17 protein-coding genes are annotated in these 26,256 nt (G+C 35.0%); 15 read left to right on the top strand and 2 right to left on the bottom strand.

Going from position 1 to position 26,256, the window contains the following annotated elements; all coding sequences use genetic code 11:
- The first annotated feature begins 3 nt into the window (after nucleotides 1–3).
- The 5 genes from M0M44_RS19300 to nagB all read left to right on the top strand — a co-directional run bounded on the left by M0M44_RS19300 (nucleotide 4) and on the right by nagB (nucleotide 6,827).
- Nucleotides 4–1,215 carry a DUF4272 domain-containing protein gene (locus M0M44_RS19300; protein WP_248727163.1) on the top strand — a complete coding sequence of 404 codons (1,212 nt, stop codon included), beginning with the start codon at nucleotides 4–6 and terminating at the stop codon, nucleotides 1,213–1,215.
- Nucleotides 1,216–1,289: 74 nt separating this feature from the next.
- Nucleotides 1,290–1,847: a YdeI/OmpD-associated family protein gene (locus M0M44_RS19295; protein WP_248727162.1), complete on the top strand. Its 558-nt coding sequence runs from the start codon at nucleotides 1,290–1,292 to the stop codon at nucleotides 1,845–1,847.
- A gap of 48 nt (nucleotides 1,848–1,895) precedes the next feature.
- Nucleotides 1,896–2,543, top strand: coding sequence for a Pr6Pr family membrane protein (locus tag M0M44_RS19290; protein WP_248727161.1), 648 nt, complete (start codon nucleotides 1,896–1,898; stop codon nucleotides 2,541–2,543).
- Between the two features lie 138 nt (nucleotides 2,544–2,681).
- Nucleotides 2,682–4,775 carry an alpha-L-fucosidase gene (locus tag M0M44_RS19285; RefSeq protein ID WP_248727160.1) on the top strand — a complete coding sequence of 698 codons (2,094 nt, stop codon included), beginning with the start codon at nucleotides 2,682–2,684 and terminating at the stop codon, nucleotides 4,773–4,775.
- A 138-nt stretch (nucleotides 4,776–4,913) separates the two neighbouring features.
- Nucleotides 4,914–6,827, top strand: coding sequence for a glucosamine-6-phosphate deaminase (nagB, locus tag M0M44_RS19280; protein WP_248727159.1), 1,914 nt, complete (start codon nucleotides 4,914–4,916; stop codon nucleotides 6,825–6,827).
- 300 nt (nucleotides 6,828–7,127) lie between these two features.
- Here the strand turns inward: nagB and M0M44_RS19275 are convergent, their stop codons facing one another.
- Both M0M44_RS19275 and M0M44_RS19270 read right to left on the bottom strand, forming a co-directional pair.
- A complete protein-coding gene (locus M0M44_RS19275; protein ID WP_248727158.1) occupies nucleotides 7,128–7,841 on the bottom strand; it encodes a LytR/AlgR family response regulator transcription factor in 714 nt (237 codons plus the stop codon).
- A gap of 70 nt (nucleotides 7,842–7,911) precedes the next feature.
- Nucleotides 7,912–8,970, bottom strand: coding sequence for a sensor histidine kinase (locus tag M0M44_RS19270; RefSeq protein ID WP_248727157.1), 1,059 nt, complete (start codon nucleotides 8,968–8,970; stop codon nucleotides 7,912–7,914).
- Nucleotides 8,971–9,099: 129 nt separating this feature from the next.
- Between M0M44_RS19270 and M0M44_RS19265 the strand changes: the two genes are divergently transcribed.
- The 10 genes from M0M44_RS19265 to M0M44_RS19220 all read left to right on the top strand — a co-directional run bounded on the left by M0M44_RS19265 (nucleotide 9,100) and on the right by M0M44_RS19220 (nucleotide 26,246).
- Nucleotides 9,100–11,337, top strand: a complete 2,238-nt coding sequence (locus M0M44_RS19265) for a GH92 family glycosyl hydrolase (protein ID WP_248727156.1) — start codon at nucleotides 9,100–9,102, stop codon at nucleotides 11,335–11,337.
- Nucleotides 11,338–11,358: 21 nt separating this feature from the next.
- Entirely contained in the window at nucleotides 11,359–13,236 is a 1,878-nt protein-coding gene (locus M0M44_RS19260) for a sodium:solute symporter family protein (protein ID WP_248727155.1), read from the top strand.
- A gap of 356 nt (nucleotides 13,237–13,592) precedes the next feature.
- Nucleotides 13,593–14,558 carry a glycoside hydrolase family 130 protein gene (locus tag M0M44_RS19255; protein WP_248727154.1) on the top strand — a complete coding sequence of 322 codons (966 nt, stop codon included), beginning with the start codon at nucleotides 13,593–13,595 and terminating at the stop codon, nucleotides 14,556–14,558.
- A gap of 7 nt (nucleotides 14,559–14,565) precedes the next feature.
- Nucleotides 14,566–15,633 carry a carbohydrate-binding family 9-like protein gene (locus tag M0M44_RS19250; protein ID WP_248727153.1) on the top strand — a complete coding sequence of 356 codons (1,068 nt, stop codon included), beginning with the start codon at nucleotides 14,566–14,568 and terminating at the stop codon, nucleotides 15,631–15,633.
- Nucleotides 15,626–16,726: a putative glycoside hydrolase gene (locus M0M44_RS19245; RefSeq protein ID WP_248727152.1), complete on the top strand. Its 1,101-nt coding sequence runs from the start codon at nucleotides 15,626–15,628 to the stop codon at nucleotides 16,724–16,726. Before M0M44_RS19250 ends, M0M44_RS19245 begins: the two co-directional genes overlap by 8 nt.
- Before the next feature lie 91 nt (nucleotides 16,727–16,817).
- Entirely contained in the window at nucleotides 16,818–17,837 is a 1,020-nt protein-coding gene (locus M0M44_RS19240) for an isoaspartyl peptidase/L-asparaginase family protein (protein WP_248727151.1), read from the top strand.
- A 206-nt stretch (nucleotides 17,838–18,043) separates the two neighbouring features.
- Nucleotides 18,044–20,356: a beta-N-acetylhexosaminidase gene (locus tag M0M44_RS19235; RefSeq protein ID WP_248727150.1), complete on the top strand. Its 2,313-nt coding sequence runs from the start codon at nucleotides 18,044–18,046 to the stop codon at nucleotides 20,354–20,356.
- A gap of 11 nt (nucleotides 20,357–20,367) precedes the next feature.
- The gene (locus M0M44_RS19230) at nucleotides 20,368–22,218 is read left to right on the top strand and encodes a glycoside hydrolase family 35 protein (protein WP_248727149.1); all 1,851 of its coding nucleotides are present in this window, start codon (nucleotides 20,368–20,370) and stop codon (nucleotides 22,216–22,218) included.
- 288 nt (nucleotides 22,219–22,506) lie between these two features.
- Nucleotides 22,507–23,991, top strand: a complete 1,485-nt coding sequence (locus tag M0M44_RS19225) for an alpha-L-fucosidase (protein ID WP_248727148.1) — start codon at nucleotides 22,507–22,509, stop codon at nucleotides 23,989–23,991.
- 11 nt (nucleotides 23,992–24,002) lie between these two features.
- Entirely contained in the window at nucleotides 24,003–26,246 is a 2,244-nt protein-coding gene (locus M0M44_RS19220; protein WP_248727147.1) for a GH92 family glycosyl hydrolase, read from the top strand.
- The last annotated feature ends 10 nt before the right edge of the window (nucleotides 26,247–26,256 follow it).

Raw genomic sequence — 26,256 nt, 5'->3', positions numbered from 1 at the left:
AAAATGATTTGTACTATTTATTCGCATCATTTGGGACTTGAAAAGATAAAAGAAATATTTCTTTCTCATGTTCCTCAAGGAAATTTTTCGAGTAATAATGATGTTCTAGAATTTGAAATTAAAGGAGGAATTTTAAGTCCTTCAAAAAAAATCACAATATTCTACAGAGAAAGAGCTGAGTCTTCGTATAAAATTCCAGAAGTAGATGATTCTGAGTTAACAGCCAATTTAAAAGGCCTATATGGTTTTGTAAATTCATTGCCAGCCGAAAATGAAAAGGTAAAAGGCTTATTTCTTCATAAAATACAAACCTTAAATTCTGAATTTTCGATAAGTCAGGATAAAGGAGAGGTGAAAGAATTAAAAGCGATTATTAAAGATCTTGCAAAAGAATTTGATGCTGTTTTATTTGTGCAGCCAAAAACTATTATCAGTAAATCTGAATCGCAGCATTTTTTAGATAAAGATTTAAATCTAATTATTGATACAGAAGGAAAATGTGAAATTGAAGAATTAAAAGTTAATATCAATTCGGAATATTTTGACAATGATCAGACAGAATTAGACGTAGATCAAATAGAAAGAAAAGCCAAAAATGAAGAAATTCTTGAAAGAGAAAATATAAAAATCAACAAGCATTTGCCTTGTGTTGAATCGGAAAGAGAAACTACAATTCGATCTGCAAAGGAAATTGCCGAAAGAGTGAGCGTTTTGGCTGTAACGAATTTAGTTGCCTTCAATAGTATTTCTTCTGAAGAAGCGGTTGATTATTTACAGAATTATAAACTTTGGGAATCTGTTACAGAAGGAGAAAAAGAGTTTTTAGCAAATCCAACGGAAGACAAAAAAATGTATGAAACATGGAAATGTGAAGGGATTTGGACCTTGATGTGGGCTTTGAAAAAAGTAGATGCAATAGATTTTCCGAATGAGTTTTGTGATCTTGGAAATATTAGTTCAGAAAATTATCCTGTCGGACATGACAAAAATCCTCTTGAATTTATAAATGCAGTTCATGAGGTTCGTTCTAAAAAAGAAATTTTAGACGCTGCCGATTTGTATTACAGATACAATTGGGCTTGTGTAGACGAAAGGATTAATGGAAGACAAATAGAAAACATTAATCCAGGAATTGTTTACGAAAGACAGTATGCGCTCAATTGGCTAATTCATTACATGGATCAAGATTGGGATAATGTAACTTGTGATACTTAATAAAAAATCCGCTTCAACTTAGAAGCGGATTTTTTGTTTGGAATATTCTATATTTATAGAAAATTAAAGAATAAATGGAACCAACATTTTTTGCAGATCAAAAAGACTTTAGAAAATGGCTTGAGAAAAACCATCAGAAAGAAAAAGAGCTTTTGGTTGGTTTTTATAAAGTGACAAGCAAAAAGCCTTCTATGAGCTGGTCAGAATCTGTAGATCAAGCGCTTTGTTTTGGTTGGATTGACGGCGTTCGAAAATCTATTGATACGGAAAGTTATACGATTCGTTTTACTCCTAGAAAGCCTTCTAGCATTTGGAGCGCGATTAATATTCAGAAGATGGAAGATTTGACTAAAGCGGGCTTGATGACGGACGCAGGTTTGAATGCTTTTAGTTTTAGAACTGAAAATAAATCCAAAATATATTCTCACGAAAAAGAACCAGTTCCACTTTTAGAAGTTTACGAAAAACAGTTTAAAAGCAATAAAATAGCTTGGGAATTTTTTGAGAAACAAGCGCCTTCTTATAAAAAAGTAATGATCCATTGGATTATGAGTGCCAAGCAGGAAAAAACGCAACTGTCAAGGCTTGAAAAAACTATTGCAGAGAGCGAAAAACAGAAAAGAGTGATGTAAATATTTCGAATAAAATCCTTATTTTAGTGATCTGACTTTTAGTGAAATATGGAAAAAGAAAATACCACAAAAATAAAAGGGGAGATTTTGCTGGGTATTATTTTTGCTTTAGAATTATATGCCTTGCCTGTGCAGTTTTATTTGCTGTTAAAAAATCCTGAATTTACTTTTTTCAGTGCTGCTGTCCGATTTTTCAGTTTCTTTACCATTACAACAAATACTATCGTTTTTATTTGCAGTGCTTTGCTATTGTTTGGTGGAAGAAGCAGAGCAAATGCTTTTTTCAAAAAGTGCAGTACTATTACGGCAATTACCGTCTATATATTGATTGTCGGAATTGTTTTTAATTTGCTTCTTCGTCCAATTCTTAATTTAGAAGGACATCATCTTATTGTGAGCGAAATTTTCCATACGGTCGTTCCCGTTTTATTTCTCTTTTTCTGGCTGTTTTTTGTGAGTCCAGAAAAGATTTCCTTTAAGGTTATTTCATATTGGTTGATTTACCCAATCATTTATATTATTTATACTTTGTTTCACGGACTTGCAACCGAATTTTATCCGTATCCTTTTATAGATGCAACCCAATTAGGTTTTGAAATAGCTATTATAAACGGATTTTTTGTTTTATTGTCCTTTGTAATTTTATCTATTATTCTGATTTCTATTTTTAGAATCAAAACTAAAAGTTATACCTAATTCCCGATTGGACATATTGAGTCAAATGTACTTTGAACCAAGATGCTTTAAAATATGTTGTTGGTCGAAATTCTGTACATCAGAAAATCAATTTATACTACATTTATGCTTTATAGACTATTTTAAAGCAAATCAGCAATGAAAAAAGTATTCCTTTCTTTATGTCTTTTGGGTGTAATTTCTAGTGTTTCGAGTCAGGAATTGGCCAATGCTCCAAAGCCTTTTGGACCGCTTCCGACGCAAAAACAAATCGATTGGCAGGAAATGGAATTTTATGCTTTTGTACACTTTTCATTAAACACTTTTACCAATAAAGAATGGGGTTACGGAGACGAATCGCCAGAACTTTTTAATCCGTCGCAATTAGACGTTCGCCAGTGGGCGCGCGTGGTAAAAGAGGCTGGAATGAAAGGAATTATTTTGGTAGCCAAACATCACGACGGTTTTTGTTTATGGCCATCAGCTTATACAGAACGCTCTGTGAAGAATTCACCTTGGGAAAATGGAAAAGGAGATTTGGTAAAAGAATTGGCTGAAGCCTGTAAAGAATACGATTTAAAATTAGGATTATATCTTTCGCCTTGGGACAGAAATCATCCGCAATATGGAAAACCTGAATATATAACGTATTTCAGAAATCAATTAAAAGAATTATTGACGAATTACGGAGATGTTTTCGAAATGTGGTTTGACGGTGCAAATGGCGGGGATGGTTATTACGGAGGTGCAAATGAAACCAGAAAAATCAATTCGCTGACTTATTATAATTGGGATGAAACTTATAAAATGATTTACGATATCGCTCCAAAAACTTTGGTTTGGGGAGTTGGACCATCAGAAGCGAGATGGATTGGAAACGAAGAAGGGCGCGCAGGAAAAACCAATTGGTCGTTATTACGTCAGAAAGACGAGTTGGCTGGAAAAGTGCATTACAGCGAATTTATGTCTGGACATGAAGATGGCGAAAAATGGGTTCCTGGTGAAGCCGATGTTTCGATCAGACCAGGATGGTTTTATCATGCAGTTGAAGACGATAAAGTACGTTCGCTTGACGAAATGGTTGATATTTATTATGAATCGATTGGTCGAAATGCGACATTATTATTAAATTTTCCAGTTGACAGACGTGGTTTGGTTCATGAAAATGATGAAGCCAGATTAAAGGAACTGGTTGCGACAATCAAAGCCGATTTTAAAACAGAATTATTAGCAGGAGCAAAAGTTCAAGCTTCAAATATAAGAGCAGTCGATTCTAATTTCGGACCTCAAAATGTTGTTGACGGAAATAAAAATACGTATTGGGCAACCGACGATAAAGTTAAGCAAGCTTCGATTGAATTTACGTTTAAAAAACCAACAGCAATCAATAGAATTTTACTTCAGGAATATATAAAATTGGGACAGCGCGTAAAAGCATTTTCTGTTGAAGCCAATGTAAACGGACAATGGAAAACGATTGCCAATGAAACTACAATTGGTTACAAAAGAATTCTTCGTTTAGACCGTGTTACAGCTTCGGCAATTAGAGTTAATATTTTGGATGCTAAAGCTGGATTTGTAATCAGTACAATTCAAGCATATAATGCTCCAACCTTCGTTAAGGAACCTCAAATTCTTCGTGATAAAAATGGTTTAGTCACAATTAAATCGGAAGAAGGAAATGCCGTTTATTACACTTTAGACGGAAAAAATCCTTCGGAGAAAAGTATTTTGTACAAAAGTCCATTCGTATACAGTAAAGCGGTAGAAATTAAAGCCATTTCAAGAAATACAAAAGAGAAAATCAACAGTACCATAAAGACATCTAAATATGGTGTTTCTAAAGAAAAATGGAAAGTGATTTCGGTTTCAAGCGGAGATGATAAATCGGTTGAAAGAATTATTGACGGAGATGCCAATACCGATTGGAGTTTTGGAAATGACGAAAATAAACTGCCTCAATCTTTGATTATCGACATGGGTGAATTAATGGAAATAAAAGGCTTTATGTATATACCACAGCAGGTTGGAAATAATTTGAATTTGATTTCGAATTATGAATTCTATACTAGCGAAGATAATATCAATTGGACCAAACAATCGGAGGGAGAATTCTCTAACATCAAACACAACCCAATTGAGCAGATTAAGAGTTTTGCTGCGGTAAAAGCAAGATTTTTAAGATTTGTTGCTACAGCTGCTGTAGGAAAAGGGCAAACAGTTTCGATTGCTGAAATTGGAGTAATTGAATAAATACTTTTTGCGAAGTATTAAAATAACTTAGCATATCTAATTTTGTCTTTTGCCGAAGCGCAGTCGTTATTAGTCGAATTTTTGAGAGCAACGGATAATTTAATTCTACTTTTATTTTAGAATTAAATGATAAGGCAAATGATTAAAGAAGATATAGGTTTTAGAGAAGCAGGGAAATTTGAAGAAACTCGTTTTGAGAAAATTCACAATGTTATTTTCGAATCGTCGCAAGAAGCTTCTTTACTTGTAGCACAAGAAATTGCCAATTTAATTCAGAGAAAAAACGAGTTGAACGAACCTTGTGTTTTAGGTTTGGCTACAGGTTCTTCGCCAATTAAGGTTTATGAAGAATTGGTTAGAATGCACAAAGAGGAAGGTTTGAGTTTTGAAAATGTTGTGACTTTTAACTTAGATGAATATTATCCGATGGATAAAAATGATATTCAGAGTTATTATCATTTTATGCACGAACATTTATTTCATCACGTAAACATTCTTCCTAAAAATATAAATATTCCAGACGGGCAGGTGAGTGCCGAGGAATTACAGCAATATTGCATCGATTATGAGATGAAAATTAAATCGTACGGCGGATTAGATTTTCAGCTTTTAGGAATCGGTAGAACAGGACATATTGGATTTAATGAGCCAGGTTCTCATGTGAATTCAGGAACCAGAAGTATTACTTTGGATCATTTGACACGTGTCGATGCGGCTTCCTCTTTTTTAGGAATTGACAATGTTCCGAGAAAAGCCATTACAATGGGAATTGGAACTGTTAGAAATGCAAAAAGAATCGTTTTGCTAGGCTGGGGAATCAGTAAAGCAGGAATTATAAAAAAGACAATCGAAGGGGAAGTTTCTTCGCAAGTTCCAGCTACGTATTTGCAAGAGCATAACAACACAACATTTGTTCTCGATACAGAAGCTTCGTTTGAACTAACAAGAGTAAAAACACCATGGTTGGTAAAGTCTTGTGTTTGGACAGATGAATTAAAATTAAAAGCGGTGGCTTGGTTAAGTGAGTTAACGAAGAAACCTTTCCTTAAGCTTACAGATAAAGATTATAACGACAATGGAATGTCGAGTCTTTTGACGGAAGAAGGAACTGCATACGATTTGAACATTAAAATGTTTAACAAAATGCAGCAAACCATCACGGGATGGCCGGGCGGAAAACCCAATGCTGATGATACGTACAGACCGGAGCGTTCCACGCCGGAAAAGAAAAGAATTATCATTTTCAGCCCGCATCCAGATGATGATGTGATTTCAATGGGAGGAACATTCGACCGTTTGGTAGAGCAAGGTCACGAGGTTCATGTAGCGTATCAGACTTCTGGGAATATTGCGGTTTCAGATGTTGAAGCTTTAAAGTTTGCAGAAATTTCGAAAGCATTACATCCAGATTCTAGAATGTCTGATAAAATTATCGATTTTCTTCAGAACAGAACTGGAAACGAGATTGATTCATTAGAAGTTAGAAAATTAAAAGGATTAATTAGAAGAAGCGAATCTTTTGGAGCAACTCGTTACATAGGTTTGCCAGATTCTAACGTAAACTTTTTAGATCTTCCGTTTTACGAAACAGGAACGGTTAAAAAGAATAATCTTTCAGATGCAGATGTTGACATTATGTGTGACATTATTGAAAGAATAAAACCGCATCAAATTTATGCCGCTGGAGATTTGGCAGATCCGCATGGAACTCATAAAGTTTGTTTAGACAGTTTGTTTGAAGCTTTAAAAAGACTAAAACACAAAAGCTTTATGGACGATTGCTGGGTTTGGTTATACCGAGGTGCATGGCATGAATGGGAATCGTACCAAATTGACATGGCAGTACCAATGAGTCCTGACCAAGTTTTAAAGAAACGACATGCCATTTTTTATCACCAGTCTCAAAAAGACGGCGTTATGTTTCAAGGTGATGACAGCAGAGAGTTTTGGGTGCGAGTTGAAGACAGAAATAGATTGACTGCAGAGAAATATCACAGCTTAGGTTTGGCAGATTATTCGGCTATCGAAGCGTTTAAAAGATATCACTTTTAGTTTTTTGCAGCAATAAAGATAATAGACTATTTCATGGTTTATTTTGGTTAGTTACCTATAATTGAGAGAAAATGCGGTCGTGGTTGGCCGCATTTTCGTTTTTTATTGTTTTGTGTTTTTTACTGCAAAGTTTTTTTTTAACCGGGAAGTTTTTTTTACCACAAAGTACGCGAAGGTTACGCAAAGGTCGCTAAGATTTATTTTTATGCTGTATAAAAAATGAGAATAAAAAAAGTTCGCTAAGTTTATGGATAAACTTAGCGAACTTTGCGTAAATCTTTGCGCCTTTGCGGTAAAACCCTAAATCGAAGAATTCAAAATTTTCTGTTTTACTTCGTCTATATAAGATCTTCCTATAACGTATCTAAGGCCTTCAATTTCAATGCTATTTCCTTCTACGGCATCAATTTTGTCAATTGCGATCGTGTAAGATCGGTGGATTCTGATAAAATCTCTTTCGGGTAATAAACTTGTAAAATCAGATAAAGTACTGTGAATGATAAACTTTCCAGAAGTTGTGCTAATTTTTAAATAGTCTTTTAGGCTTTCGATAACCAGAATTTCGTTCAAGAAAATCTTTTTCATTTTTTTCTTGTCGATTTTCACGAAAATAAAAGGATTCTCTTTACTGTTTTCCTGCGGAAGCTTAATTGCATTATTCAGACGTTTGTTGATCTTGTTTACGGCTTTCATTAATCTCGGAAACTCAATTGGTTTTACCAGATAATCTAAAACATCAAGCTCATAAGTTTCAATCGCAAACTGATCGTAAGCACTTGTAATAATAAGTAAAGGAGGATTTTCTAAACTTTTAATAAAATTAATACCGTCCAAAACAGGCATGTTAATGTCTAAAAAAATTACATCTATAGTATTGTTTTTTAAGAAATTTAATCCTTCGATAGAATTGCTAAAAGTATTTACTAATTCTAAATCTTCAATCTGTTCAATATAATTTTTAATAACGTTTATTGCCAATGGCTCATCATCGATAATTAAACACTTTATTTTCATTTGTACTGTTATTTTTGGCCGATATGTGGTTTTTTGTAGGTATAGTTTTCTAAACTTATAAAAGGTGGGGCTATGTGACTTTTATAACTAGTTTAACGACAAAAATATTCTTTTTATTTTTAAATGAAAGCTTATAGTCACTTTTATTATATCCTAATTCGAGTCTTTTTTTTACGTTTTCAATACCTATACCACTTGACTTGTTAAAATTATCTTTATGTACGGTAAATTCGGGCATTGGGTTTGAAATTGTGAAGTATAAAAAATCTCCTTTTACTTTAAAGTTGATGTCAATTACAACATTTCCAGTATTTTTGTTCACGCCATGCTTAAAAGCGTTTTCGACAAAAGTCAATAATAAAACGGGAGAAATTTCTTTATCATGAATATCTCCAGAAATATACATATTAACTTCTAGACGTTCTCCGTTTCTAATTCTTTCTAGATCCAGATAATTCTGAATACACATGATCTCATTTTCAAGAGTTTGTTTTTTGCCTTTTGTTTCATAAAGCATATAACGCATCAATTCAGAAAGCTTTAAAACGATTTTTGGCGTTTTGTTTGATTTTTCTACAGAAAGTGAATAAATATTATTTAAGGTATTAAAGAAAAAATGCGGAGAAATCTGTGACTTCAAAAACAGCAATTCGGTTTCTAGCTGAGATTTTTCTAAATCTGTCACACGTCTTTGTTCTTTTAAGAAATCTAAAGTGATTTTAATTGCGGTAACAAAAGTCATCACATACAATTCACCCATCATCATATCTATCGTATAGTTGAGAGTAAGTGTATTGATGGTTTGCGGGCCTTCGGGCCAAACATCGTGTGTAATCAATAAATAAGTCAGATTAAATTTTAAAACAACCATGACAAAAATCGCAGACAAGACACTTATTATATATAGGAAATACTTTTTGCGATAAATAAATAAAGGCATTAAAACCAAAATATTTAGATAACACAATGCCATGTGAATAGGAAATCCGAGTAAAGTGGTTTTTAACGAGTAAACATAATCGTTAAAATAGCTTCCCCAACGGAATGTATTGAATACAAAATACGTTAGCCAAAAGTAAACATGATAGCGTATAGGTAAACTATAAGGTTTGTTTGAGTTGAAAATCATAATAGGAGAATAAATGTCGTTTGTTGCTATTTTTTGATGTTTAGAGCTGTTTAAATGTCGTCCGTCTAAAAATATTTTGGTAAAAGTTGAATTTATCTAAATTTAAAGTTAAATTAATATTGTTTTGATATGAGGAAAATTACTCTGCTTTCTCTGACGGTAATTTTAACTGCAAGTTGCAAAATAAATGTAGATAAAAATCAACATAAGCAAAGTTTTGCAACAAATTATGTAGATCCTTTTATAGGTACAGGAGGGCACGGACATACATATCCGGGCGCAACAGTTCCGTTTGGGATGCTGCAAGTGAGTCCAGATAATGGGGTTTCTAGCTGGGACTGGTGCTCAGGCTATCATTATTCTGACTCGATAGTTTCTGGATTTAGTCATTTACATTTAAGCGGGACAGGAATCGGTGATTTGGCAGATATTTTATTTATGCCGACAAACAAAAAGTTAGACTTAACCGCCAAAGCCGCTTCACGCGATTTCTTACCGTATAAATCAAAATATAATCATGTTAACGAAAAAGCAATACCGGGTTATTACCAAGTTTTTCTTGAAGATCCTAAAATCAATGTAGAATTAACGTCTACGCAAAGAACCGCATTTCATAAGTACACCTATAATAATAACGATACGCAATCTGTTGTGGTCGATTTAGGTTTTGCTATTAATTGGGACAAAGCGGTAAAAACTTCTATTACAATTGAAGATGCCAATACCATCAGCGGTTACCGCTACAGTACGGGCTGGGCAAAAAATCAGAAAGTATTTTTTGTGGCTAAATTTTCAAAACCAATCACAGAATCTATTATTACGGCTGACAAAAAAGTAGTTAATGCTAAAAATGCAGAAGGTGAAAATACAGCCTTACAATTATTCTTCGATCCTAAAAATTCTAAAGAATTAGGAGTAAAAGTGGCGCTTTCTTCAGTTAGTATAGCTAATGCGAAAGATAATTTAGATAAAGATCAGGAATTTGAAAAAGTAAAAACAGATGCTTCTGCAGTTTGGAACAAAGCGTTAAGCAAAATTTCTGTAGAAACTCCAGTTGATTCTTTAAAAACTATTTTCTACACCGCTTTGTATCACGCTCAAGTTGCGCCTGTAACGTACAGCGATAAAAACGGACAGTTTAGAACTGAAGATGACAAAATTGTAACTTCAAAAAATTATACCGCTTATTCTACTTTATCGCTTTGGGATACATTTAGAGCCGAAAATCCATTACTTACAATTCTAGATCCAGACAGAGTTTCAGATATGGTTAACTCAATGTTAGCGTATTATGAAACCAAAAAAATATTGCCAGTTTGGACTTTATATGCTAATGAAACCAACACGATGACAGGATATCATTCGATTCCGGTTATTGTTGATGCTTATATGAAAGGTATTAAAGGTTTTGATGCCGAAAAAGCTTTTGAAGCAATGAAAGCAACGATGATGCAGGATGAACGTGGATTAAATTTCTACAAAAAATACGGTTACATTCCTTATAATTTATTAGACGAATCGGTTACCATTACTTTAGAATATGCTTATGATGATTGGTGTGTGGCGCAAATGGCGAAAGCTTTAGGAAAAACAACTGATTATGAGTTTTTCTCCAAACGTGCAAAAGCTTACGAATATTTATTTGATGCGAAATCTGGTTTCATGAGAGGAAAATCGGAAGATGGAAAATCTTGGAACGAACCTTTCGACCCTAAACATTCAAATCACAGAGAACATACAGATTATACAGAAGGAAATGCATGGCAACACAGCTGGTTTGTACCTCATAATGTTGACGAATTTATTACGCTTCACGGAGGAAATGCTGTATTTACAAAACGTCTAGAACAGCTGTTTACAGAAAGTTCTGAGATTACAGGAAACAATGTTTCTGCTGATATTTCTGGTTTGATCGGGCAGTATGCGCACGGAAACGAGCCAAGTCACCACATTGCTTATATGTTTAATCACGCAGGTCAGCCTTGGAGAACGCAATATTGGGTGCGCCATATTTTGGACACACAATATAATACGACTGCAAATGGTCTAAGCGGAAACGAAGATTGCGGCCAAATGTCAGCTTGGTATGTATTCAGCTCAATGGGATTGTATCCAATGAATCCAGCTTCTGGTGAATACGAAATTGGAAGTCCGATTTTTGAAAAATCAACTTTAGATCTTCCAAACGGAAAAACTTTTGTAATTGAAGCAGAGAATGTTTCCAACAAAAATTTCTATATCCAATCGGCTACTTTAAACGGAAAAGCATTTAATAAAACAGCAATCTCTCACCAAGAAATGCTGCAAGGCGGTGTGCTTCATTTTGTAATGGGAGCACAGCCAAACAAAAACTGGGGTCTGAACTAACTAATTCAAAATAAATATTTAATGAACATTATAGACGTATCAATCATTTTAATCTATATCGTAATGTCGGTCGGTATAGGAATCTGGATTTCAAGAAAAGCATCAAAAGGGCTTGACGATTATTTCCTTGGCGGGAAATCAATCAAATGGTATTTTTTAGGATTGAGCAATGGCTCAGGAATGTTTGATGTTTCAGGAACTTCCTGGATGATTGGAGTTTTATTTTTATATGGCGTAAAAAGTTTCATGTTTATGTGGCTTTGGCCGATTTGGAATCAGATTTTCGTCATGATGTTCCTCGCAGTCTGGATTAGAAGATCAAAAGTTATGACGGGCTCTGAATGGATTTTAACTCGTTTTGGAAGCGATAAAGCAGGAAAAGCTTCTCATATTATTGTGGCTATTTTTGCTATTATTTCTACGATTGGTTTCATCGCTTATTTCTTCGTTGGAATCGGAAAATTTGTAACCATTATTCTTCCTTGGGATTTAACAGTTCATATGAACGGTGGTGTTTTCTTAACATCAGAACAGGCTTATGCATTGTTAATCATTTTCTTAACTACAATTTATACCGTAAAAGGCGGAATGTTTTCAGTAGTGGCAACAGAAGTGGTGCAATATATTATTATGATTGTTGCCGGAGTTCTAATTGCAGGTTACGCATTCATTAATTATACTGATATTCAGATCAATTCTGTAATTACTCCAGAATGGAAAAATGTTTTCTTCGGATGGGAATTTGAAACACAATGGGGCGATAAATTCGAAACTTTCAACCGATTAATTGATACAGAAGGTTATAAAATGTTTGGTGCTTTCATCGGAATGACGCTTTTCAAAGGATTTTTTGCAAGTGTGGCAGGTCCAACACCAAGTTACGATTTACAGCGTGTTCTTTCTACAAAATCTGTAAAAGAAGCCGCTTACATGAGTGGTTTTACCAACTTAATTTTATTTATTCCGAGATATTTATTAATCACTGGAATTGTGGTTATTGCATTGGTAAATCTTGCGCCAGAATTAAACGCAAATGTTAATCTTACGGGAGCAGATTTAGAATTATTAATGCCAAAAGTGGTGAATCTTTATATCCCAGTTGGAATTAAAGGAATTCTTCTAGCAGGTTTATTAGCTGCTTTTATGTCTGGATTCTCAGCTTTCGTAAATGCAGGACCAGCATATATTGTAAATGATATTTATAAAAAATACTTCAAACCAGTTGCTTCAAATCAGCACTATATTAAAGTAAGTCAGATTTCTTCTTTTTTAGTTGTTGGTCTTGGAGTTTTTATGGGATTCTTCGCAGATTCTATCAACTCGTTAACGCTTTGGATTACAAGTGCTTTGTACGGAGGTTACGTTGCAGCGAACTTCTTAAAATGGATTTGGTGGCGTTTTAACGGATGGGGTTATTTCTGGGGAATGGTCGGCGGACTTGTTGCAGCTTCGCTTCAATTTGTTTTGGATCAGAATAAAGGAAATTTTGGAGACGGAACGTTATTACATCAACTTTCGCAAGTGCCATCGATTTACTTGTTCCCATTAATTTTTGGATTTTCGATATTAGGTTGTCTTTTAGGAACTTACTTAAGCAAACCAACAGATATGGAAGTCCTAAAATCTTTCTACAGCAATGTTAGACCTTGGGGATTCTGGAATCCAGTTTACAAACAGTTAAAAGCCGAAGATCAATCTTTCCAAAAAAATAATGATTTCTATCTGGATATGATGAATTGTGTAATCGGAATTGTATGGCAGTCAAGCATGATTCTGCTTCCGATTTATTTCATCATCAGAGATTATCCAAAAGCGGCGGTTGCTTTAGTTGTGTTTTTAGTAACGACTACGGTATTGAAGTTTACTTGGCTGGATCGAGTTAGGAAGATAGAAGAGTAGATAATAGAAGCAAGATAATAGAAGCAAGATAACAGAAGCAAGATAACAGAAGCAAGATAATAGAAATAAGATAATAGAAATAAGATAATAGAGGGAAAAGCGAGATTCTAGAGGTAAGAATTTTGAAATATTTTTAAACACATAGAAACATAGATTTTTTTGACTTTGAAAAAGTGTAGAAAGAAACTAGTCATAGCTTTGAACATAGCCCGTAGTTTCAACTACGGGAACGTAAGATTGTCCGTGACGCTATGTTTATTAAAACAAGTGAAACGCCTTTTGTACGCGCCAAAAAGCTATGATTTTATGTGTTTAAGTAAAGAATAAAAAAACTAATAAATAAAAAAACAAAAAAAATGAGTACTATTCCTTGGCAAGACAGACCCGAAAACAGTAAAGATGTAATGTGGAGATATTCTGAGAATCCAATTATCGACAGATATTCGATTCCTTCTTCAAACAGTATATTCAATAGTGCAGTTGTACCTTTTGGAGACGGATATGCTGGGGTTTTTAGATGTGATAATAAAGCAGTTCAGATGAATATTTTTGCTGGTTTCAGTAAAGATGGTATCAATTGGGACATCAACCACGAACCAATTGAAATGAAATCTGGAAATACAGAAATGATCGAATCTGCTTATAAGTACGATCCTCGTGTGGTTTGGATCGAAGATCGTTACTGGATTACTTGGTGTAACGGTTATAACGGACCAACAATTGGTATTGGTTATACTTTTGACTTTAAAGAATTTTTCCAATGCGAAAATGCCTTTTTACCATTCAACAGAAACGGAGTTTTATTCCCTCAAAAAATTAACGGTAAATACGCCATGTTAAGCCGTCCAAGTGATAATGGACATACGCCTTTTGGAGATATCTGGATCAGCTACAGCCCAGATATGAAATATTGGGGAGAACACAGATTAGTGATGAAACCATCTCCATTTGAAAAAAGTGCTTGGCAATGTACAAAAGTAGGTGCAGGACCAATTCCGATTTTAACTGACGAAGGTTGGTTAATGATTTACCACGGAGTTATCAATACTTGCAACGGTTTCCGTTATGCAATGGGTTCAGCATTATTAGAAACAGACGCGCCAGATCAAGTAAAGTACAGAACACAGCCGTATTTATTAGGACCTGCAGAAACGTATGAAATGGTTGGAGATGTACCAAATGTAGTTTTCCCATGTGCTGCATTACACGATTTTGAAGAAGATAAATTAGCAGTTTATTACGGTGCGGCAGATACTCATGTAGCAATCGCTTTCGGAAAATTAAGTGAAGTAATTCAGTTTACAAAAGATAATAGTTTATAATATAAAGATGCATAGTAGAGGTAAATTATTGTCCCTTGCCGTTTTTTTTGTTGGTTTGATAGGGTATGCGCAATCTGAAAAAGAGGTTACACCAAAAAGTTATATTGCGTATAAAACGTCAAAAGAAATTGTTATTGACGGCGATGAAGCAGATAAAGCTTGGGAAAAAGCAGCTTGGACAACACCTTTTGTCGACATAGAAGGAGTTGAAACTCCAAAATACAAAACTCAGGTTAAAATGCTCTGGGACGATAATTACTACTATATTCTGGCTAAGATGGAAGAGCCTCATGTTTGGGCAAATCTTAGACAACGCGATACAATTATTTTCTATAATAATGATTTTGAGGTTTTTATTGATCCAGATAATGATACGCATAATTATTATGAATTAGAAATAAATGCATTAAACACCGCTTGGGATTTGTTTATCAATAAACCCTACCGCGAAAAAAATACGGTTTTAAACGATTGGAATATCGATGGTTTAAAATCGGCTGTAAAAGTAGACGGAACTTTAAACAATGCATCAGATATTGATAAAGGCTGGACCTTAGAAATTGCCATTCCATGGTCGGTTTATAAAACATCTTATCATGATAATATTGTTCCTAAAGATAAATTCTGGAAAGTCAATTTCTCTCGAGTAAATTGGCAGCATTCTGTTGTTGACGGAAAGTACGAACGTAAAAAAGATACAGAAGGAAAGTTTCTCCCAGAATACAATTGGGTTTGGTCGCCTATGGGAGTCATTAATATGCATGAGCCCGAAAAATGGGCTTATGTATACTTTTCTTCAAAAGAAAGCGAAGATAAATTTGTAATTCCGCAGGAAGAAAAAGTAAAATGGGAACTGTATACTTTATACAGAGCTCAAAAAAGATATTTCGAAAAGAATAAATCTTGGGCAAAATCTATTCAGAATATCAGTAAAAAAAATATAGTGGTTGACGGAAAGACTTTAAAGCCCATTTTAGAAAATCATTCATCAGGATTTAATATCTTGGTAAAAAGTCCTTTTTCAAACAAAACCTTAATAATTAAAGAAGATGGTAAAATTATTACGAATGAGTAAGTTGCAAAAACTATCAAAAGTTTTAGTATTAGCGCTTTCGCTGAGTTTATTCTCTTGCGGACAAAAAGAAACCAAAGATCAGGAAAATGGTAAATTCACTTTTGCTGTTTGGACGACTGCTGACGCTAAAAAATCGGATGCAGATTATTCGAAAGAATTCAAAAAATACAAAGACGGCGGAATCGATGAAGTTTTAATTAACACGCAAACAGATCCGAAACTATTAGCAAGATTGGTTCCGCTTGCAGCAAAAGAAGGACTAAAAGTACACGCTTGGATCATGGCAATGAACCGCCCGAATGACTCTGTAGCATTACAGCATCCAGATTGGTATCAAGTAAGTAAAGAAGGAAAATCTTGCTTCGACAATCGTCCATATGTAGATTATTACCAATGGCTTTGCCCAACTAAAGAAGAATCTAGAAACCACGTTTTAGGCTTGGTTGAAGGTTTGGCAAAAGTAGAAGGAATCGAAAGTGTACATTTAGATTACATTCGCTTCCCAGATATTTTCCTGCCAATCAGTTTATTGCCAAAATACAACTTGGTTCAAGATACAGAATTACCACAATTTGATTTCTGTTATTGTGATGCCTGCGTAAGCAAATTCGAAAAAGAACATCATAAAAATCCAAAAAATAGCCACAATACCTCAATTGATATGGAATGGAAAAATTTCAGATTAAATGCGGTAAAAGCTGTGGTTGACGATGCATACAAAATTGCTCACAAATACAATAAAAAATTAACGGCAGCAGTATTTCCTTATCCAGAAATGGCAGATCATATGGTGCGCCAGCGTTGGGATAAATGGAATATTGACGAAGTGTATCCAATGATTTATCATAGTTTTTATGATGAAGAAATTGACTGGGTAGGTTATGCAACCAAACAAGGCGTAGCAGATCTAGAAGGAAAACCAACGAAAGTAAATACTGGAATCTACATTCCAGGTTTAAAATCGGATGCAGAATTGAAAGAAGCGATTCTAGAAGCGAAGAAAAATGGCGCAACAGGAGTTTCATTTTTTGACGGAAATGCTTTATCAGAGAGTAATTTAAAAACAATTAAGTCGGTAAAAGCGTCGTTATAGTCGATTTTACTGGGATTAAAAATTTTTACGAAGTAAATTGCAGCATTAAGAAGAATATATTCTAAATGTTGAACCAAAAACAAAAAACCACATGTCAAATAGAAGAGATTTTATCAAGAAAACAGCTTTAGGCACCTTAGCCGTAAGTTCTGTTTTGGGTGTAAGCGGATTTGCTGCAAATCATGAAAATGAAGTTGAAGAAATAAAAGAGAAAAAACAGCAGAAACCCATCATCATCTCGACATGGAATCATGGTCTGCCTGCTAATAAAGAATCTTGGAAAAATTTAAAAGAAGGAAAATCAGCATTAGATGCCATCGAAGCTGGAATGAAAATACCTGAAGCCGATCCGACTGTTCGTAGTGTAGGTTACGGTGGATATCCAGACCGTGAAGGAAAAGTTACTCTTGATGCCTGCATTATGGATCATAACAGCAACTGCGGTTCTGTTTGCTTTCTGCAAGGAATCAAACACCCCATTTCTGTTGCAAAAAGAGTATTGCAAAATACGCCTCACGTAATGTTGGCGGGACAAGGCGCTTTGCAATTCGCGTTATCTGAAGGTTTTAAAGAAGAAAATTTATTGACTCCAGAATCGGAGAAAGACTGGAAAAAATGGCTGGAAGATTCTAAATACAAACCAGTTATTAATATAGAAAATCACGATACCATCAGTATGCTAATGTTAGACCAAGAAGGCAATCTTTCTGGCGGATGTACCACGAGCGGTGCAGCTTGGAAAATGCACGGACGCGTCGGTGACTCCCCAATAATCGGCGCGGGTCTTTTCTTGGATAACGAAGTAGGAGCAGCAGCAGCAACGGGTTTAGGCGAAGCCGTAATTAGAACTGCTGGAAGTGCAATGGTTGTAGAACTAATGCGCCAGGGAAAATCGCCTTACGATGCTTGTAAAGAAATTACAGAACGTATTTATAACAAACATAAAAACCACAAAGACATGGAATACCTGCAAGTTGGTTTTATTGCTTTGAATAAAAACGGTGAATATGCGGGTTACAGTTTAAGATCTGGATTCAATTTCGCCGTTTCTGATGACGTAAAAGGTCATAGAATGGAAGATGCGAAATTTAAAATGTCTTGGGATAAATAATTTCCAAGTTTAAAACTTTATTAAAGTTTCAAACAACAGTTTGTCATTCCGAGGAACGAGGAATCGCACTCGGGATTCGACAAAGATTGGTGACATTCTCTGAGGAGTTTCTAGTGTGATTTCTCCTTCGTCGAAATGACAAACTAAACCTAAAAACACATCTTTAAATGTTTGAAGAAACAATTAGAGAAACCAAAAAACAAAGAATGAAAAAATTATTATTCCTATTAACCCTAATCACTTCAATTTTCTCGGCTCGTGCGCAGAAAGTTTACACAGAAAGTGATATTAACATTATTCCGAAACCGAGTCAGATTCTTATTAAAACTGGTGTTTTTGAATTTACAAAAGATACAAAGTTTGTAGTAAACAGCGATTTCCAAAGAGATGCTGCAAATGCTTTAGCTTCTAAATTTGAAGTGGCTGCGGGATGGAAACCAGAAACAACAACTAAAGCTCCAGTAAGCAATTTTATTCAGTTTAAAATAGATCCTAATTTAAAAAATGAAGCTTACGTTTTAGATGTAAATCCGACGAGTATTGTTATTTCTGCAAAAGGAAATGTTGGTTTTCTATATGGATTAGAAAGTGTTAGGCAATTACTTCCGGAAGCGATTGAAAGCAAATATGCAATCACTTCTGCAAAATGGCAGATTCCAAGTTTAACGATTAACGACGAACCACGTTTTAAGTGGAGAGGTTTAATGTTAGATTTATCTCGTCATTTCTTCGATAAAAATTACATTTTGGCAACAATCGATCGTTTGGCGATGCACAAAATGAACGTTTTACATTTGCATTTGGTTGACGATCAAGGTTGGAGAATTGAAATTAAAAAATATCCAAAACTAACTGAAGTTGGGGCATGGAGAGTTGATCAAGAAAACACTAGCTGGAATGCGAGATTAACAACAAATCCTGATGAAAAAGGAACGTACGGCGGCTTCTTTACGCAAGATGAATTAAGAGAAATTGTAAAATATGCTTCGACAAAAGGAATTGAAATTATTCCTGAAATCGAAATGCCGGCGCACGTAAGCAGTGCGATTGCAGCTTATCCAGAATTGGCTTGTTTTAATCAAAGAATTGGTGTTCCGTCAGGCGGAGTTTGGCCTTTGACTGATATCTATTGTGCTGGAAAAGAAACTACGTTTGAATTTTTGCAAAATGTAATTGATGAAGTAATCACGATTTTCCCTTCAAAATATATTCACATTGGTGGCGATGAGGCGACGAAAACCAATTGGGCTAAATGTCCGCATTGCCAAAAAAGAATCAAAGACGAGAAATTAAAAGATGTCAACGAGTTGCAAAGCTACTTTGTAAAACGTATGGAAAAATACATCAACTCAAAAGGTAAAAGAGTTATCGGCTGGGATGAAATTTTAGAAGGCGGTTTGGCACCAGATGCAACGGTAATGAGTTGGAGAGGAATGAAAGGCGGAATCGAAGCTGCAGATCAAGGTCATGACGTAATTATGACACCAGAATCTCCTTGCTATTTTAACTTTTATCAAGGTCCGCAAAACGAAGAACCTTTAGCTTTTGATGCTTATAATCCGTTAAGTGAAGTGTACAAATTTGATCCTGTAGTTTCAACAATGACACCTCAGGAAGCAGGACACGTTTTAGGAGGACAAGCAAATTTGTGGGCAGAACATTTAGCGCTGCCAAAAGATTCTGAATACATGATTTTCCCAAGATTGGCAGCATTATCAGAAACGTTATGGAGTCCGAAAGAGAAACGCAATTGGAATGATTTCACAACGAGATTATTCTCTTTATTAAAACGTTACGATTATTTAGGAATTAATTATGCGAAAAGCGCTTATTTGGTAACGGCTTCTTCTACAGCTGATTTAGCTAATAAACAAATTAAGGTAGAATTGAAAAACGAGTTTCCTAATCCAGACATTCGTTATGTTTTAGGAAACCAGACCATTGATCACCATGCTATAAAATATACAAGCCCAATTGCAATAAAAGAAACAACAGTTCTAAAAGCTTCTTTATTTCAAGATGACAAACCAGTTGGAAAAACCTTTACAGATACGATTGTTTTCCATAAAGCATTTTCGAAAAAAGTGAAATACTTGACCCCTTACAATTCGAATTACAAAGGCGATGCCAATACCATGGTAAATACGATCAGAGGAAGTAAAAATTTCCATGACGGACAATGGCAGGCTTGGTTAGTTAACGATATGGAATTGGTTATCGACTTAGAAAAAGTAGAAAGCATCGAGCAAGTAAAAGTTGGAGCTTTAGAAAGTCAAGGAGCAGGAGTTAATTTCCCAATTCAAGTTAAAGTGTTGATTTCTACAGATGGAGTTAAATACACTCAGGTTGGCAAAATTATGCGTCCTTATGCAGTAAATGCTGTTCCAGAATTGAAAGATTTTAAAATCAATTTCCAAAAACAAAATGCACGTTTTGTAAAAGTTATTGCAGGCAACTTAAAGAAAAGTCCAAAAGGAGAAAGCTCTTGGTTGTTTGTCGATGAAATTTTAATTGATTAATTATTAAAAAAATGAAGAAGGTACTATTTAAGCTCGGGATATTATTGATTTGCTTGATGCCGTTTTTTACTAAGGCACAAACCAAAGGATTTTCTATATCTAAGGGAGAATTTCAGCAAGACGGGAAAATAATTAAAATACATTCTGGAGAAATGCACTATGCACGTATCCCTAAAGAGTATTGGAGACATAGATTGCAGATGCTTAAAGCTATGGGAATGAATACCGTGGCAACCTATGTATTTTGGAATTATCACGAAGTAGCACCAGGTGTATGGGATTTTAAAACAGGAAATAGAGATCTGTCAGAGTTTTTACGTATTGCTAAAAGCGAAGGCTTATATGTAATTCTTAGACCGGGTCCGTATGCATGTGGCGAATGGGAATTTGGAGGATACCCTTGGTGGCTGCAAAATAATCCAGATTTAGTAATTCGTACCAATAACAAAGCATTTTTAGACGCTTGTAAAACGTATCTAGAACATTTGTATGGAGAGGTAAAAGGACTTTTTGCTAATCAAGGCGGACCTATTATTATGGTTCAGGCTGAAAATGAATTTGGGTCTTATGTTTCTCAAAGAACCGATATCAGTGCTGAGGATCATAAAGCCTACAAAACTGCAATTTACAATATACTTAAACAAACGGGATTCCCAGAGCCTTTTTTTACTTCTGACGGTGCTTGGTTGTTTGAAGGTGGTATGGTAGAAGGCGCGTTACCGACTGCAAATGGGGAATCCAATATAGAAAATTTAAAAAAACAGGTTGATAAATACCATAACGGACAAGGGCCTTACATGGTTGCAGAGTTTTATTCTGGCTGGTTGGATCATTGGGCGGAACCATTTATTAAAATTGGATCTGAGGAGATTGCAAGTCAAACTAAAAAGTACCTTGATGCAGGTGTTTCTTTTAATTATTATATGGTACACGGCGGTACTAATTTTGGATTTACCTCTGGAGCAAATTATAATGAAGAAATGGATATTCAGCCGGATATTACAAGTTATGATTATGATGCTCCTATTAGCGAAGCAGGTTGGGCAACACCAAAATTTATGGCTATACGTGAAGTAATGCAAAAGTATTCTAAAACAAAATTAGCCTCAATTCCAGCCAAAATACCAGTTACAAAATATCCTAATCAGACGATCAAATCGAGCATGGATGTTTTAAGTTGGATAAAAAAAGAAAAACCAGTTGTAAACGACCAGCCTTTAACATTTGAAAAATTAGATCAAGGACATGGATATGTTTTGTATCGAAAAAGATTTACGCAGCCCATTTCTGGAAAATTAAAAATTGAAGGATTGAGAGACTTTGCTACAGTTTATGTAAACGGTGTTAAAGCAGGTGAGTTGAATAGAGTTTTCAAAAACTACGAGTTGGAAGTTACGATTCCTTTTAATGGTATTTTAGAAATTTTAGTTGAAAATATGGGTCGCATTAACTATGGTGCCGAAATCGTACATAATACTAAAGGAATTATTACTCCAGTATATTTAAATGAATTTGAAATTAGCGGTGGATGGGAAATGTATAAAATGCCGATGAATGAAGTTCCAGCTGTTAAAAACGAAACGATAAAACCTGGACGTCCCGTTTTATATGAATCTACTGTAAACATTGAGAAACCAGCCGATACTTTTCTTGATATGACAGGTTGGGGAAAAGGAATTGTATTTGTTAATGGACACAATCTTGGACGTTACTGGAAAGTTGGACCGCAGCAAACTCTTTATGTGCCAGGTTGTTGGTTGAAAGCAGGCGAGAATAAGTTTGTTGTATTGGAGCAGCTTAATGAAAACAGTAAAACAGAATTGACTTTTACAGATCAGCCGATACTTGAAAAATTAAATTAGGATTACGTATTAAACCAGAAAATCGAATTTGGAGTTTGGAGTGAAAGGAGATTCAAGCAGTGGTTGACCAGGAAGAAAAATCTTCTAGGTATTCGGAATAGATTGAAGTTCCAAAAGCAAACATAGCTCGAGGTTTCAACCTCGTGAAGCGTATAAAATTAATCTCAAGTTGAATTACGTTGCGTCCCAATGGTTGAAACCATTGGTTATGTTTCGAATACAAACTTTTAGAGGTAAGAAATAAACAAAAAACAAAAGAATAAATAAAACCTAATAAATAGATTAAAGATGAAAAGAGGAATATTCATTATCGCCCTTTTATTTTCAGCTCAGATATTCGCGCAGGCGATATATGAAGATGAAAGATACGTACCAGAAACAGATCCGGCAGTATTAAAAAACTTAGATGAATGGCAAGGCAAAAAATTTGGTCTGCTAATGCACTGGGGAACTTACAGCCAATGGGGTATTGTAGAATCTTGGTCTATTTGTCCTGAAGATTACGGGTGGTGTGAACGTAAAAAAGGAAGTAATCCATCTAATTATAATGATTATATAAAAGATTACGAAGGGTTAAGAAAAACATTTAATCCTGTAAAATTTGATCCAGAAAAATGGGCAAAAGCAGCGAAATATGCTGGGATGAAATACATGGTTTTTACAACAAAACACCATGACGGATTTAATATGTATGATACTAAATATTCTGATTACAAGATAACTAGTAAAGATGTTCCTTTTCATACAAATCCAAAAGCAGATGTTTTAAAAGAAATTTTCAACTCTTTTAGAGGCGAAGGTATTTCTACAGGAGCTTACTTTTCAAAACCAGACTGGCACAACGAAAACTACTGGGATCCTTATTTTCCGCCATTTGACAGAAACGTAAACTACGATCCGTCTTTGTATCCAGAAAAATGGCAAAAATATGTTGACTTTACACACAACCAGATTTTAGAAATTTTGACTAATTATGGTAAAGTGGATATTCTTTGGTTAGACGGAGGATGGGTTCGTAAAAGAGATCAAGTAAACATCAAAGAAAACTACGACGAGAAATTTACTGAAAACGAATCTAAAAATGGTTTCATCAAACACAGAGTGGTAGATCAAGATCCAAAAATGGACGAATTGGTTGCAAAAGCACGTGCAAAACAACCAGGTTTAATTGTGGTGGATAGAGCGGTTCACGGTAAAAACCAAAACTACTTAACTCCAGAAGGGCGTGTTCCTGCTAAGACTTTGCCTTATCCTTGGGAATCTTGTATTCCAGCAGGCGGTGGATGGTCTTATTCTCCAGGCGCTACTTACATGACTGGAAGACAAGGAATTCACATGTTAGTTGACATTGTGGCAAAAGGCGGAAACTTATTATTAAACATCGCGCCAAGTCCAGAAGGAGAATGGGATAAAGGGGCGTACGATTTATTGCAAGCTTACGGTGATTGGATGAAAGTAAACAGTACAGCGATTTACAACACCAAACCAATCGAGCCTTACAAAGAAGAAAACATTTGTTTTACACAAAATAAAGCGGGTAATGTATTTGCATTTTATTTAGCTAAAGACGGGGAGGATAAAATTCCTGCTGAAGTTACAGTAAAATCTATCAGTCCTAAAAAAGGAACAAAAATTACCATGTTAGGTTCTAAAACTTCTTTAAAATGGACAAAAGAAGGAAACGGATTTAAAGTAATTATTCCAGAAAGTTTAAGAAACAATCTTCCTGCAAAAGAAGCTTGGACTTTAAAAATTGAAGCGATCAACAGATAAGAACGAAGCCTATGGTTTTAAATACTAAAAATAAATTTAAGACAGCATGTATTTTATACATGCTGTTTTTTAGCATAACAATTTTTGCGCAGCAGCCTGCCGATTTTGTAAATCCGTTTATTGGGACTTCCAATTATGGGGCGGCTTATCCAGGACCAATTGCACCACGCGGAATGGCAAGTATTAGTCCGTTTAATGTGGCTGGAGTAAAAAATACACCGATGGAAAAAGATAGCCAATGGCTTTCGAATCCTTATGTGAATGAGAATACCTTTTTGACAGGATTTAGTCAAGTGAATTTAAGCGGTGTTGGATGTCCAGAATTGGGCGTTATTTTATTGATGCCAACGACTGGAGCAGTAGAAATCGATCACTTAAAATACGGTTCTACTTATTCTAATGAAGTTGCAAAAGCAGCCTATTACAGCGTAAACATCGACAAGTATAAAGTAAAAGGCGAATTCACGGCTTCAAAACGAGCTGGGGTTAGCAGATTCACTTTCCCGAAAGGGCAATCTAATATTTTATTAAATCTTGGCTTGGGATTGACAAATGAAGAAGGTGCAATGGTAAAAGTAGTTTCTTCTACAGAAATTGAAGGAATGCGATCTGTGGGTTCATTTTGCTATAACAGCCCAGAAGATGCTTATCCAGTTTATTTTGTGGCTCAATTTTCGAAACCTGCCGATAAATTTGGAGTTTGGAAAAAACCTTCAAAATACAACGGCGTTGAAGCACAATGGATGGGTTACAACGGAAAAGCTAGAATAATGGAGAATACAATCAAAACCGTTGTAGGTGATAGTATTGGAAGTTATTTTACTTATAAATTCGAAAAAGAAGAAACAGTTGAAGTGAAGATCGGAATTTCGTACGTAAGTATCGAAAATGCCCGTGAAAACTTAGCAAAAGAAGTAGGTAACAGATCTTTTGACGCAATTTACAAAGAAACCTACAACGAATGGAATGAAGAATTGTCTAAAATTTTGGTTGAAGGTGGTTCAAAAGATGATAACACGATTTTTTATACAGCTTTATATCATACTTTAATTCATCCCAATATTTTAAATGATATTAACGGAGAATATCCAGTAATCAAAAGAACTAAAATTGGCAAAACCGATGGCACTCGTTATACCGTATTTTCTTTATGGGATACTTACCGAAATGTGCATCAGCTGATGTCTTTGGTTTATCCAAAACAGCAATCTGATATGGTAAAAAGCATGTTGAGCATGTTTGATGAAAACGGTTGGCTTCCCAAATGGGAATTGAATTCGACAGAGACCTTTACCATGGTTGGAGATCCAGCAAGTATTGTAATTACAGATAGTTATATGAGAGGAATTCGTGATTATGATATTAATAAAGCCTATTATGCGATGTTGAAAGGCGCAGATAATATTGAAAATAATCCGCTTCGTCCAGGATTGAAAGATTATATCAAAAAAGGATATTTGACAACTGACAACAAAGGTCCAGTTTCGACTACTCAGGAATACAATATTTCAGATTATTCTATTTCGCTTATGGCCAACGAATTCGGGGACAAAGACAATGTAAAACGTTTTAAAGAACGTTCATTATCCTACAGAAAATTATTTGATAAAAACTTAAATCTTCTTCGTCCAAGAACGGCTGACGGAAAATGGTACGAGCCATTTGATCCTACATCTGGAGCTAATTTTGAAGAAAATGTTGGCTTTATCGAAGGAAACGCTTGGCAGTATGCATTTATGGTTCCGCACGATATTAACGGATTAAAGAAATTAATGGGTGGTGATCAAGCCTTTTCGGCTCAATTGCAGAAAATATTTGATACCAAACAATTTGATATGGCAAACGAACCAGACATTGCCAATCCGTATTTGTTTAATTATGTGAAAGGTGAAGAATATAAAGCGCAGGAAACCGTAAAAAAATTGGTTCGCGAATATTTCAAAAATGAACCAAAAGGATTACCAGGAAATGATGATACCGGAACTATGTCGGCTTGGTTAGTGTATTCGATGATGGGAATTTATCCGATATCGCCGGGAGATCCAATTTACACCATTACAACGCCAATGTTTCATAGAGTGACGATTAAATTAGATCCAAGATATTATAAAAAAGAAAGCATCGTAATTGAAAGACAAGAAAATAATGGCGGGAAAATCAATTCGATTGAACTAAACGGAAAAACACAGAACAGCTTTTTTATTTCGCACGATGATTTTGTGAATGGAACAAAGCTTAAAGTGATTCAAAACTAAACACACACAC

This window comes from Flavobacterium humidisoli, from assembly GCF_023272795.1.
Lineage (GTDB): Bacteria > Bacteroidota > Bacteroidia > Flavobacteriales > Flavobacteriaceae > Flavobacterium > Flavobacterium humidisoli.
This window is presented reverse-complemented; position numbering and strand designations above follow the sequence as displayed.